13 protein-coding genes are annotated in these 13,159 nt (G+C 38.6%); 8 read left to right on the forward strand and 5 right to left on the reverse strand.

Annotated features, from left to right (window positions below; all coding sequences use genetic code 11):
* Positions 1 to 480: 480 nt before the first annotated feature.
* Together pssA and CFY84_RS06460 are read right to left on the reverse strand one after the other, a co-directional pair.
* On the reverse strand, positions 481 to 1,305 hold the full coding sequence (pssA, locus tag CFY84_RS06455; RefSeq protein WP_088823412.1) for a CDP-diacylglycerol--serine O-phosphatidyltransferase: 825 nt from the start codon (positions 1,303 to 1,305) through the stop codon (positions 481 to 483).
* Between the two features lie 23 nt (positions 1,306 to 1,328).
* Complete coding sequence (locus tag CFY84_RS06460; RefSeq protein WP_088823413.1) at positions 1,329 to 2,186, reverse strand: 23S rRNA (adenine(2030)-N(6))-methyltransferase RlmJ; 858 nt, start codon at positions 2,184 to 2,186, stop codon at positions 1,329 to 1,331.
* 156 nt (positions 2,187 to 2,342) lie between these two features.
* Here CFY84_RS06460 and CFY84_RS06465 point away from each other — a divergent pair, with 156 nt between their 5' ends.
* Together CFY84_RS06465 and CFY84_RS06470 are read left to right on the forward strand one after the other, a co-directional pair.
* A complete protein-coding gene (locus CFY84_RS06465; RefSeq protein ID WP_407640201.1) occupies positions 2,343 to 2,906 on the forward strand; it encodes a 2OG-Fe(II) oxygenase in 564 nt (187 codons plus the stop codon).
* A 79-nt stretch (positions 2,907 to 2,985) separates the two neighbouring features.
* On the forward strand, positions 2,986 to 3,504 hold the full coding sequence (locus tag CFY84_RS06470) for a hypothetical protein (protein WP_088823415.1): 519 nt from the start codon (positions 2,986 to 2,988) through the stop codon (positions 3,502 to 3,504).
* Between the two features lie 43 nt (positions 3,505 to 3,547).
* On the opposite strand, the gene CFY84_RS06475 is transcribed toward CFY84_RS06470, so the two are convergent.
* The 3 genes from CFY84_RS06475 to CFY84_RS06485 all read right to left on the reverse strand — a co-directional run bounded on the left by CFY84_RS06475 (position 3,548) and on the right by CFY84_RS06485 (position 7,330).
* The gene (locus CFY84_RS06475) at positions 3,548 to 4,534 is read right to left on the reverse strand and encodes a malate dehydrogenase (RefSeq protein WP_088823416.1); all 987 of its coding nucleotides are present in this window, start codon (positions 4,532 to 4,534) and stop codon (positions 3,548 to 3,550) included.
* Between the two features lie 149 nt (positions 4,535 to 4,683).
* Positions 4,684 to 5,349 carry a ribonuclease T2 family protein gene (locus CFY84_RS06480; protein WP_088823417.1) on the reverse strand — a complete coding sequence of 222 codons (666 nt, stop codon included), beginning with the start codon at positions 5,347 to 5,349 and terminating at the stop codon, positions 4,684 to 4,686.
* Positions 5,350 to 5,404: 55 nt separating this feature from the next.
* Complete coding sequence (locus CFY84_RS06485; protein WP_228149622.1) at positions 5,405 to 7,330, reverse strand: lytic transglycosylase domain-containing protein; 1,926 nt, start codon at positions 7,328 to 7,330, stop codon at positions 5,405 to 5,407.
* A gap of 284 nt (positions 7,331 to 7,614) precedes the next feature.
* Between CFY84_RS06485 and miaB the strand changes: the two genes are divergently transcribed.
* From miaB to CFY84_RS06515, 6 genes are all read left to right on the forward strand, one after another.
* Positions 7,615 to 9,069, forward strand: coding sequence for a tRNA (N6-isopentenyl adenosine(37)-C2)-methylthiotransferase MiaB (gene miaB / locus CFY84_RS06490; RefSeq protein ID WP_088823419.1), 1,455 nt, complete (start codon positions 7,615 to 7,617; stop codon positions 9,067 to 9,069).
* 39 nt (positions 9,070 to 9,108) lie between these two features.
* A complete protein-coding gene (locus tag CFY84_RS06495) occupies positions 9,109 to 10,191 on the forward strand; it encodes a PhoH family protein (protein ID WP_088823420.1) in 1,083 nt (360 codons plus the stop codon).
* Positions 10,192 to 10,199: 8 nt separating this feature from the next.
* On the forward strand, positions 10,200 to 10,697 hold the full coding sequence (ybeY, locus tag CFY84_RS06500) for an rRNA maturation RNase YbeY (RefSeq protein WP_088823421.1): 498 nt from the start codon (positions 10,200 to 10,202) through the stop codon (positions 10,695 to 10,697).
* A 204-nt stretch (positions 10,698 to 10,901) separates the two neighbouring features.
* Positions 10,902 to 11,543: a hypothetical protein gene (locus CFY84_RS06505; RefSeq protein ID WP_088823422.1), complete on the forward strand. Its 642-nt coding sequence runs from the start codon at positions 10,902 to 10,904 to the stop codon at positions 11,541 to 11,543.
* Between the two features lie 93 nt (positions 11,544 to 11,636).
* Positions 11,637 to 12,323: a DUF3108 domain-containing protein gene (locus CFY84_RS06510; RefSeq protein ID WP_088823423.1), complete on the forward strand. Its 687-nt coding sequence runs from the start codon at positions 11,637 to 11,639 to the stop codon at positions 12,321 to 12,323.
* Positions 12,324 to 12,426: 103 nt separating this feature from the next.
* A complete protein-coding gene (locus tag CFY84_RS06515) occupies positions 12,427 to 12,999 on the forward strand; it encodes a xanthine phosphoribosyltransferase (protein WP_088823424.1) in 573 nt (190 codons plus the stop codon).
* Positions 13,000 to 13,159: the final 160 nt, after the last annotated feature.

Consider the following 13,159-nt stretch of genomic DNA (forward strand, 5'->3'; position numbering starts at 1 on the left):
TAAATTTCTATTTCTAGTCACCAATGATTCTTATATTCATTGGTAACAATCAACAAAAATCCACACAAGTTGTTCTTCATTGCTTTTAATGATTTACTTAGTGACTCGTCATCAGTAAGCTAGGTCGGCTATATTACTCTCTTCTTCGAAGAAGTCAAGCAGTTGTGCTAATTATTTTTCCTCATCTCTAAACTTACTCTTAAACTATAAAGTTCGTCTCTAAAACCAACTCAATAACCCAAGCTATTGTTTATCAACAAGTTTTATCTAACAGCACCGCCGATGGATTCGCATTATAAACCATTCCCAACCCAACGCAACCCCTTTTTTTAATTATTCATCTCGCTTGGTCAGTTACTGTGCGTTTTAAGCCAATTTATGTGTTTTTTGATTAATTTATCTGCGTTAAAAGCAAATTTATTGCTTAAAATAAAAAAAAGCCAAAGTTTCCTTTGGCTTTTTTTATTTGAAAAGCTGCTTTTAATCTGCTGCAACTGCTGGCTTTTTAGCAAAGAACGTTGTTACGAACCCTGATGCAACATAAATTAAGCACACCACCAAAATTCCAACAGGAATATTATATGTAATCGCTGCAAGCACCAAAACAACAGGTAACATGACTATAAAAGGAACTCGTTTACGGTCAACCTGTTTAAACGAATAATATTTCATGTTTGAGATCATCAAAATACCTGTTACCACCATGTAAATAGCATATGCAATTTGGGCAGTTTGGTCTTTGGTATTAAAGAAATGTGGGTAATCTTTACTGACCCATATTAAACAGACCACTAAGATTGCACCAAGTGGGCTAGCAATCCCAATAAAATAGCGTTTGTCAACTGAACCAATTTGCACATTAAATCGTGCCAAGCGGAATGCTGCACAGGCGGTATAAACAAAACAACAAGCTAAACCAATACGCCCTAAGCCATGTAAGCTAAAGCTATACATTAATATGGCTGGTGCTAAACCAAATGCAATCAGATCCGAGAGTGAGTCAAGCTGCTCTCCAAATGGACTTTGCGCACCAATTGCCCTTGCAACACGCCCATCTAATCCGTCTAAACAGGCAGACAAAAAGATGGCATAAATTGCATGCAAATAATGTCCATCCATACTGGCAATAATGGAATAAAAGCCTGACAGTAATGCTGCTGTAGTGATTAAGTTCGGCCACAAGTAAATGCCACGGCGTTGTACACGCTGACCTTCTTGTGTGTCTTCCTCTTCAATGACCTCAAAAGTTAACCCATCATGCATGTCATCTGAATAGTCATGATCTTGCTTTGATGTCTTACTCATACATATCCCCATGTATTGATGAATTATTCGCCAACCAGCCATTTAACTGTGGTTGAGCCACCTAAGTCATGCATTTTCAACTCAGGCGCAAGCCATTTCAGTGACTCGGCAGCTTGTTCTGCAAATTTCCATGGTGGATTAATCACAAGTAATCCACACCCATTTAATCCAACAGGTGTGTCATCTGGCCATACACAAATTTCACAAACCAACTGACGGCGGATGCCTGTTTTACTCATTTTCTTTAAGAATCGGTCAATCATGGCACGGTCTTTAATTGGATACCATACTGCAAAAACGCCTGTAGGCCATTTTTTATGGGCACTTTGCAAAAGTTCAACCAATTGCGGAAAATCTTTACGCTCAATTTCATAAGGTGGATCAATCATCACCAAACCGCGTTTTTCTTTGGGTGGAATAACGCCAAGTAAGCCTTCATAGGCATCACGTTGATGTAATCCTGCTCTTTTATCATAGATATGATGATCAAGCTGTTGAAAAACTTCAGGCTGTACTTCAAAGATCGTGGCTGTATCAACCTCACGCATTTCTTGAAGAGCAAACCAAGGAGAACCTGGATAAGCCCCTTTTCCTTCTTGCTCTCTGAGCTTTTCAACCAATTCTAAATAATGACGTACACCTTCAGGTGCCGTCTTTTTTTGCTGTGCAGATAATTGTGCAAGGCGATGAATTCCAGACAGAAACTCACCTGACTTTTGTGCTGGTGCTTCTGATAAATTGTATTTTCCTGCCCCGCCATGGGTATCGATATAGCGATATGGCTTGTCTTTTAAATTCAAACGGCTAAGCAGTTGAAGCAATAATGTATGCTTCATCACATCAGCAAAGTTTCCAGCATGGAAGTGGTGACGGTAGTTCATAAGTCTATAAATTCCTCATTTCAATCGCCATATTAACATGAAAAAAAAGATCTATGCTGAATCTCAAATTGTTCTAAAATGAGTTCCTTTTGTTTATTGCTGTTTTTTTTATATCTCATGACAGATCACTTAACAACCCATTTAGATACAAATTACATGATAAATCAACTAGATGATTTAGGTTTTGTGATTCTAGATCATGTCTATCATCTTGATTACTTGAAGAATTTATATATTGAATGTGTGCATGGATTAGATCAATTTCGTAAGGCTGCAATTCAAGATGGTATTGCACGCGATATTCGAAGTGACCATATTTTGTGGTTAACTGATACACAAGTTCAAGCACAACAGCATATAGCCATGTTGGCTGAGTTGTCTCAACTATTAAATCAAGCCTTCTTTTTTGGCTTAAACGATATTGAAGCACATTTTGCCTGTTATAACGCAGGCGAAGCCTATGCACTGCATCGTGACAACCCTCAGCAAAAAAACCATCGCGTCATCTCAAGTGTCTTTTATCTTCATCAAACATGGCAACCACATGATGGTGGTGAATTACGGCTACAAGATCGCTCCAATCAATGGCATATGATTCAGCCCCTACCCAATCGCTTGGTAATTTTTGATAGCCATTTATTACATGAAGTGTTGCAGTCACATCAACAACGCTTGTCAATTACTGCATGGCTTAGAAATGATAAAAGCGTATGGTCTTAATGCGTCTTGTTACATTGTTATGCTTTAAATTATTTAAAACCCCCTCATATTAAATAGATTGAGCTGAGAAGGATGCAAAATGAGTCGTGATATTATCGAAAGAATTGGTGCAACAGATCAGTTATATTTAGAAGAAAATTCAGCTGAACTTGCACTAGAGCGTGGCGAATTGCGCTTAGAATTGGTGCTTTTAAGTCAAAATAAACAAGAACAAACTTACTTTTTACATGAAGCTATTGCTATTTTAGAGCAAGCTCGTATTGAGTTTGAAGAGATTGCTGTTCAGCTTTATATTCAAATTTCATTAGAATTAGTGCGTGCTTATATGTTGTATTATGAAATTTCAAAAGAGATTCGATTTGCAACAATTACACAGCAGATCTTAAAACCCATTTCGCATTTACAAGATGCTCATGTTTATTTCATGTTGGCTTATGCACATGCTGTTAAAGACGAAGTTGCTATGACACGCCATTGGCTCAACAAGTACTCAACAACTGATGCTTTTGACCTCCAAGGTGTTAAGCAGCATCCTGCTTTTCAAAAAATGAAAGATTTAACGTGGTTTCAAACATTATTACAGCAAAAAATGCATTAAAAAAAACACCTCAATTTGAGGTGTTTTTTTATGCCAACTTAGCTTAGTTTAATAAATGTGCAATCGCTGCGCGCTCTTCTTCAAGCTCTTGTAAGGTAATATTCATACGCTCACGGCTAAATTCATCAATTTCCAAACCTTCAATGCGTGTATATTCACCATCTTGGCAGGTCACTGGCACACCATAAATCACGCCTTCTGGAATACCATATGAACCATCTGATGGAATACCCATGGTTACCCACTGACCATTTGTCCCTAAAGCCCAATCATGGATGTGGTCAATAGCCGCATTGGCTGCTGAAGCTGCTGAAGATAAACCACGTGCATTAATTATTGCTGCACCGCGCTTACCTACAGTTGGCAAGAAATCATCTTTATTCCATGCAGCATCATTAATTTTATCTTTTAAGCTTTCACCATGTACGATAGCAAAACGATAATCTGCATACATGGTTGGTGAGTGATTTCCCCATACCACAAGCTTTTCAATATCTGCCACTTGAACATTTGCTTTTTGAGCAAGTTGGGTCAATGCACGGTTATGGTCTAAACGAAGCATTGCTGTAAAGTTTTTTGCAGGTAAATCAGGTGCAGATTTCATAGCAATATATGCATTGGTATTTGCAGGATTTCCAACAACCAGTACTTTTACATCACGACTTGCATGATCATTGAGCGCTTTACCTTGTACAGTAAAGATTTTGGCATTTTCTTGTAAGAGATCAGCACGCTCCATACCTGGTCCACGCGGACGTGCACCCACGAGCAATGCATAGTCTGCATCTTTAAAAGCAACATTTGGATCATCTGTACAAATAATATCGGCTAATAATGGAAAGGCACAGTCATCTAATTCCATTTTTACACCTTGCAGTGCTTGCTGTGCTTTTTCAACTGGGATTTCGAGTAATTGTAAAATCACTGGCTGATCTTTCCCTAGCATTTCGCCACTTGCAATACGGAATAATAAACTATATCCAATTTGACCTGCAGCGCCAGTAACGGCAACACGAACGGGTTGCTTCATGTAACTATCTCCAATTGACTTCATTAATCTCATTAAATCAGAACCATATTGTGATTTTCTTGCAAATCACAAACGCAAACAATTGTACTCCAAACTGACTGATGATGTCGTTTTAATCACAATTTTTCACGGATCATTCGCTCATTATTTTAATATGTGCCTTGCACGTTAAAATTATTTGGACAGCTTGAGGCTAAAACACTCTCTGGGCAGTTTTTAAACTGTCCATTGGTTTTATAACACACACTAATATGCGTTAAAAACGTAGATCTGCCCTCTTTTTGACATGTCATATGAATACCTCGTTCAGGTAGTCCATGATTTAGACTTAAAAATTGATTTTCTAAACTTTGCTTTGAAATGCTATGTGATGTGCTATCTGTTAATACAGCAGGTATTTTTAAATTTTGTGCATAGTTAATAATGGTTCTAAAATACTGCGATGCATTCATTTGCATACACCCACCAACGGTTCGCCATAGTTGTGTCCGATATGGCTCATCAGGAATCACATTTGCAACAACTTTGGCTTGTAACGGCGGTAACGTTGGTGATGTTGTGGTCGCACACTCACTGTCCATATTTTCAGGGACTAAACTTCCAATGGTTAATGAATAACCCTCTAAACATTTTCTTTGTTTTTGCTGAGTTGCATCTAATGCACATACTGCAGGTGTCATTTGAATATGCAGAATATATCCTAGTGGTGGTGTTTTTGCTGCCTGTGTATTTACACTTAAACAGCATACCAATGTACCACCGAACAGGATCACCACTTGAAATACCCATGACTGAGAATATTGTTTCTTAATCATTCAGCTCACCTGCCACTCTTTTTCACCTGATAAAGCCACGCTCTGTCCATTTGCTTTACTGCTGTTGTTCAGTGCGTAATGGAATCATTTTCATCCATTTGCTTAAATATTGTTTGCCCTGTCCAAGGACAGCACCATAATGAATTGTATTGGTCATGACATTCTTTACATAATTTCGTGTTTCATCAATCGGAATGCTCTCAACATATTGATCAGCAACAAGGTTTTGATCACTAGGTTGCCATCTGAGCGCACGATTTGGGCCTGCGTTATATCCTGCGGTTGCAAGCACAGCATTATTACTCAGTTGTGACTGAATCATTGACAAATAGTATGTGCCATAGCGCACATTGGTATTCATATCACTGAGTGCAGCAGGGTTATATGTTTCACCCATTTGCCGTGCCACAAGTTTTGCCGTGTTTGGCATAATTTGCATTAAGCCGCCTGCCCCCACATTCGACCGTGCTGTTGTCACAAAGCGACTTTCTTGGCGCATTAGCCCATATGCCCAAGCAGGATCTAATCCAACATTTCCACTGTGTAATACCACCGCAGTTTGGTGAGGTGTTAAATAGCGAAGCGCATAATTGTGTTTATTGACTGTACGTTCTGCAGCATATATTGCGCGATCATACCAACCCATTGCAGCAGCTTTTTGTGCCGCAGCAAGTAATAAACCATCATTTTGCTTTAGATAAGCTTGTCTAACAGCCCAATTCCACTCACGGTTGCTATAAAGCGCAGGTGCCGAAATCGCTTTCAATGCAAATGCGCGGTTAAAATTGATGTCTGCATTCAGCATACTGACATCACTTGGTGTGGGTTGTGCTTGATCAAATCGGCTATAGGTTTCACCTACATGCTCTTGTGCCAATAAGTTGTGATAGTCATCACCACTTTGGGCAAGCGTCTGATAAATGCCTTTGGCTTGCTGCTTTGATGCATCATCTTGACGTTGTTCATAAGCACGTGCTAACCAATATTGCCAACGATCTTCACGTTGCTGATCCACCCCCATCACTGAAATTGCTCGAATTAAACTTTCCCAAGCCCCAAAACGAATGGCCTGTCTTGCATAAATTTCAGCTTCTTCTTGACTAAATGGTATACCATAACTTGAATCAAAATAGTTCAATATAATGCGATTAAAGTTGTTTTTTAATACAGTTGTGCCACCAATATAAGCTACGGTTCGGTATAAATATTTTTGTACATCTGCTGGCACCCCTTCTGCTGCTCGGTTCACAGCACCTAAACCTGCAGTTAAATCACTGTCAGATAGCCGACCTAAAGCAAAAATTAAATAGGCATAATCTGCAGCATTATTTTTTGGCGCAGACCATAGATAACCAAGTGGATTAGCTTGAATTTGAGTTAACTGAGCAATGGTAATATTGACACCCAAATTTTGTGCAACCGAAGTTGCTAATCCAATTTGTCCCGCACGAAGCTGTGTCCATAAACGCTGTTGTTTATCTTCTGTGGTCATTAAAGGACTATTAAGCATCATACGTGTTAAGCCCAAGCATAAATCAGGCATGCTATTGGTGCTTAACCACAAGTCTCGATATTCTGCAAAAACAAGCGGGTCACCTGTTTGCGCACGGGTTTGTGCAACAGCACAGCTTTCTGAACGATCAGGATTGGTAACATAAGGCAGTACAGGCACTGCATCTGCAAACATCATGACCTTGGCTTTTTCTTCCACATAATCTGCTGCTAGTTTTTCTGCCATAGCCGACTGCGGATATTTTTGAGCAAATTGAATAATGCTATTTGGTGACTGCATCACCAAATCAGCATTTAATTTAAAATATTCAGGATAATAGCCCAAGACATCATTTTGCATTGCCAATGCATACTGATCGAGTAATGCCGTGTTTCCACTATTTGAGGCAGTTAAAGCATCTTTGAACTGATCATTTGAAGCAAAAGATACAGTAGCCAATGAACAACCTAACGATAAACCAAAGATCATGGCATTCAGAGGGCATTTATGCTTTTTCTGACGATGTTTTACCTGTAAATTGCTCATAAAAACAAAAATATCCGATCATCAATTTGACCTCATCAGTGTAATCTTTGTGCCCACTTTATTATTGTTATGTTGTGTAATTATTTACAAATTTACAGGCTTATTTACCTGCAATGAACGCGTTACACTACTCGTTTATACAGAAAAATGCTAGTATGCGTGCTCTTTTTTTGCTGTTGTGTGAAGCCATGAGCTTCCCTGCTTAACCTTTGTATTTAGGAGCCTACATGACGGTTCAAACTTTTATTCCTTCGCGTGCCGAAGCTGCCTCAGACAACACTGTTCACCAGCCTTTGCATCCTCATGACGTTTCAATGGTTAAAAAACTTTACATTGAAACACAAGGATGCCAAATGAATGAATATGACAGTCATCGTATGGCCGACCTTTTGGGCGACTCGCATGGATATGTATTAACCAGCAACCCAGAAGATGCTGATATTTTACTGATGAACACCTGTTCAATCCGTGAAAAAGCACAAGAAAAAGTATTTAGCCAATTGGGACGTTGGAGAAAGCTTAAAAATAAAAATCCAGATCTTGTGATTGGTGTTGGTGGTTGTGTTGCGTCGCAAGAAGGTGACAATATCCAAAAACGTGCACCTTATGTTGACATGGTATTTGGCCCGCAAACATTACATCGCTTGCCACAAATGCTTGATCAGCATGAAGAGCAATTGGCTGCGCCCAAAAAACAAAAAATTAAATTGGTTGATATTTCATTTCCAGATATTGAGAAATTTGATTTTTTACCTGAACCCCGTGTAGAAGGTCATAAAGCATTTGTTTCAATTATGGAAGGCTGCTCAAAATATTGTTCTTTTTGTGTGGTGCCTTACACCCGAGGTGAAGAAGTCTCTCGCCCATTAGATGATGTGTTATCTGAAATTGCAACACTTGCAGAAAAAGGCGTACGCGAAGTATCGCTATTGGGTCAAAACGTCAATGGCTATCGTGGTGAAACCTTTGATGGTGGAATTTGTACCTTCCCTGAGCTGTTACGCTTGGTTGCAGAGATTCCTGGCATTGGTCGTTTACGTTATACCACATCGCATCCGCTTGAATTTTCAGATGAGCTGATTGATTGTTATCGTGACCTGCCACAAATGGTTTCGCACTTACACTTGCCAGTACAAAGCGGCTCAAATGACGTGTTACAAGGCATGAAGCGTAACCATACCATTGATGTTTACATTGATAAAATTGCAAAACTACGTCAAGTTCGCCCTGATATGCATTTATCAAGTGATTTTATTATTGGCTTCCCAGGCGAAACAGATGTTCATTTTCAAGAGACATTAGATTTCATTCATGCTCTCGACTTTGACCACTCATACAGCTTTATTTACTCAAAACGTCCAGGTACACCTGCCGCTGAGCTTGAAGATACTTTGCCTGAACTGATTAAAAAAGCTCGTTTGGCTCAAGTTCAAAAAGTCATTAAACAATCGAGTATTGAAAAAACTGATGCCATGCTTGGTACCAAACAACGCGTTTTGGTTGAAGGCATATCTAAAAATGATCCAACGATGCTCACAGGTACGGCGGACAATACCCGTTATGTGACATTTGAAGGCGATGTATCATTAATTGGGCAGTTTGTAGAGGTCGAAGTGATTGAAATTCAAACCTTGAATTTAGTTACTGCGAAACTCTTGAATGTTGAGGCTAACGTGGCGTAATGTAGGGGTATCACTTCATCACCTAATAAAGGGATACTTTTGACTACATCGATTAGACGTACAGTCGCTTTTCCTGGCATTTCAATTGAACATTTAAAAATTATGCTTGGCGCGTATAACAGCCATTTAAAACAAATAGAACAACGCTTAGATGTAAATATTATTCATAGAGGCGATTCGTTTTATGTCGATGGTGACTTAGATACTGTTGCACGTGCTGAGTCTTTATTGAATAAATTATATGAAGAGTCTGAATCATCAAAACAAGTGACTGCAGACCAAATTCACTTATTAATTCAGGCAAGTCAAACTGACGTTGATTTAAGCGAGGACCCTAACCAAGAGCATACAGGCCTTGACGATGTATGGTTACAAACACGTAAAGGTCGCATTACGCCACGTGGTTTAAACCAAAAACGTTATGTCCAACGCATTTTACAAAGTGATATTTCTTTTGGTATTGGTCCTGCCGGAACAGGTAAAACATATTTGGCTGTGGCTGCAGCAACAGATATGCTTGAGCGTAATGAAATACAGCGTATTTTATTGGTTCGTCCTGCGGTTGAAGCTGGTGAAAAACTCGGCTTCTTACCTGGCGATTTAACGCAAAAAATTGACCCTTATTTACGTCCACTTTATGACGCTTTATATGAAATGCTTGGCTTTGAAAAAGTTGCAAAACTGATTGAACGTCAAGTGATTGAGGTTGCACCACTTGCTTATATGCGTGGTCGCACACTGAACCACTCATTTGTCATTTTAGATGAGGCGCAAAATACTACGCCTGAGCAAATGAAAATGTTCCTCACACGCTTAGGTTTTGGTTCACGTGCGGTCATTACAGGTGACATTACTCAGGTCGATTTACCACGCGGCCAACAATCTGGTTTAGCACATGCTTTACGTGTACTTGAACCTGTAAAAGAAATTCACATCACTCGTTTCCATTCTCGTGATGTTGTGCGTCATCAATTGGTTCAAAAAATTGTTGAAGCCTATGAGGGTTGGGACAGTGAACAACAGCGAATTGGTTCCGAAGAACGTGCTGCACGCAAAGCACGTCAAGAAGCATTGATTCGAGAAAATGATGTTGCTGCAGACCATCAACATCAAACCACTTAGGATTGAAATTGAAACTTGAATTAACCTTACAACAAAATGTTTTAGCACCAACTTTGGTGCTAAAACGTGCCTATATTAAAAAAGTCATTGAAACCACACTGCGCTATCTTGAACTTAAAAAAGATTATGAAGTAGGTATTGCTTGTGTGGATGAAGAAGAAAGTCATTCATATAATTTACAATATCGCCAAAAAGACAAACCCACCAACGTGTTGTCTTTTCCAAGCGATTTACCTGATGAATTGCTTGATGTATTAGAGCAAGTTCCTCTTGGTGACTTAGTCATTTGTATTCCTGTAGTCTTAGAAGAAGCAAATACACAACGCAAAACGCCCCTTGCCCACTTTACTCATATGCTGGTGCACGGCGTTTTACACTTGATTGGTTATGACCATGAACTCAGTGAAGAAGATGCTGAAGAAATGGAATACATCGAAATTCAAATTTTACAAAAACTTGATCTTCCGAACCCTTACGATGCCTCTTTTTCAATAGATATGGAATAATTTACTGATTTGCTGCTTTTTAAGCCACAAGTTGAAGTATAATCGCATGGGGTTATGCTTCAATCCTTATAAATTTAATATTAATTGCTTAAAGCAACTGCATATTCAGCCAATTCAAATAGTCAAAATATATAGATTAAGCTGTCTTTTTTTGTTCTAATTCAAATAAATTGTGCGTCATATGACAGTTATTGCGGAATACTTATGTCAACGTTTATTACAAATATTTCTAACTATATACAAGATGTATATCGCAAAGCAGGAGGTTTCATTGAGGACGAACGAGAGTTTGCAGTCTCTCAAGTATTCTTAAATGCAACATTTAAACGCTTTGTTACAGACAATGTCGGCTTACTCAAAGACCTACATGCAGATTTACATGATGATTGGTTACGTTTGTATGCCACAATTGATGTACAAGGCTTACACACCACACTTTCTGTAGACTTAAAAGTCTTAAAAATGGAAATGAACAAAACAACGCAGCTCATTGTGTTTGAACAAATTAGTCAAACCCAAGTCATAGATGCAACATATAAAAATATTCTACAAAAGTGGGCTGTTCAGTCTGCACTCTTTTTCTACCAAAAAGTACTCAAAAAAGATCCGCTTGGCATGATTTTACAGCGCTTTGATGTACTCAAAGTAAAAGATGAATTACTACATTTAGATTTAAATAAATGGCTTGGAAAAAACCAATCAGTTTTAGAGACCTTAAACAAAGTCCGTGTCAAACATGCTGTACTGCGTGAAGCAGAACTTGTCGTCATGGGTAATTTAAATTTAGCTGCACTCATGAATAAAGCGCCTGTAGATGCGAAAGCAGATCCCCAAGATCCGGTTTAAGCTACACTTTCTGCACACTTAGACGCTGAAATTTAAACTTAATTATGAAATGATAATAAAACGGTTATTCCTTTTTATTGGAGTTTTTTGGTTATGGCAGTTAAAACCTATTTTCATACTGGCTTTCTTGCAACGATGCTCATGGCGTCTGCATCCGCATTTGCAATTACTCCATTCCAAGCCACGTATCAATTTTCTTATAATGGGAAAAATATCAGCACTGCCACTCGCGAACTCAAGCAACAAGGTGACCAACGCTGGATTTATACCTTTAATGCCAAAGCAGGATTTATTGCATCTGCTAGCGAAACAAGTGAATTCCATGTCAATAAAGACCAAGTTATTTCTGATCGCTTTAACCGTGCAACAAACTATATTGGTATTTCAGACAGTTTAAAAATCAACTATGACCATAACAGCAACATGGTTTCCACCAATAAAAGTGGTAAAGCACGTTCTTTCAAATTAGAAAATAACCCATTAGACGAGCTGAATGCAGAAATTCAGATTCGTGAAGATCTGAAAAAGAATCAATTAAAATCTGTCTATTACATTACCGATGCCAAAGGCATTGACGCGCGTAAATTTGTCAAATTGGGCGAAGAAACCGTCAAAACCCCTTATGGCAACATCAAAAGCTTAAAATTCAAACTAGAGCATGGCAAACCTGAGCGTAATACACTGTTTTGGCTTGCACCTCAGCTTGACTACTTACCTGTAAAAGTGGCGCATAATGATGGTGGTAGCTCTTATGCCATCTCATTGATTCAATACAAGTGATAACAAATTCATCACTTTTCAAGATTAGGACTTGCATTTTTTATTATGCTTTTTAAAATATCTTCTCGCTTAAAAAGCATTCAATATGTCGAGGTTTCACACCGTGCAAGCACTAGAACAGAAAATCCTCACCGAAGGTATCGTTCTATCCAACCATGTCTTGAAAGTTGATGCGTTTTTAAACCATCAAATTGATCCTGTGTTAATGCAGCAAATTGGTCAAGAATTTGCTGCGCGTTTTAAAGATCAAGGCATCACAAAGATCATTACCATTGAAGCATCAGGCATTGCCCCTGCAGTAATGGCAGGCCTTGAATTGGGTGTCCCTGTTATTTTTGCACGCAAGTATCAATCATTAACCCTTAAAGATGATTTATACCGCTCAAAAGTATTTTCATTCACCAAGCAAACTGAAAGTACTATTGCGATTTCAAATAAGCATATTCATAGTACAGACAAAGTACTTGTGATTGATGATTTTCTTGCCAATGGTCAAGCAGCACTTGGTTTAATTGATCTGATTCATCAAGCCAATGCTGAAATTGTTGGCGTGGGTATTGTGATTGAAAAATCGTTTCAAACAGGTCGAGCACTATTACTTGAAAAAGGATACCGTGTTGAATCTTTGGCACGCGTTGAATCACTCGAGAATAATCAGGTCACTTTTGTTAGATAACACTAAAAAAGACCGCCAAGCGGTCTTTTTTATTTTAACTGACTTGTCCAATCATCAAACATATCATCGACACAATCAAAGCTTGCATGTCCATTTTGCATACTGAGCATTCTTTGTTTTAGATTTTTACAACTTTTATGAAAATCGATACACTGTTTGC

It is taken from the genome of Acinetobacter apis, from assembly GCF_900197575.1.
Taxonomy (GTDB): Bacteria; Pseudomonadota; Gammaproteobacteria; order Pseudomonadales; family Moraxellaceae; genus Acinetobacter; species Acinetobacter apis.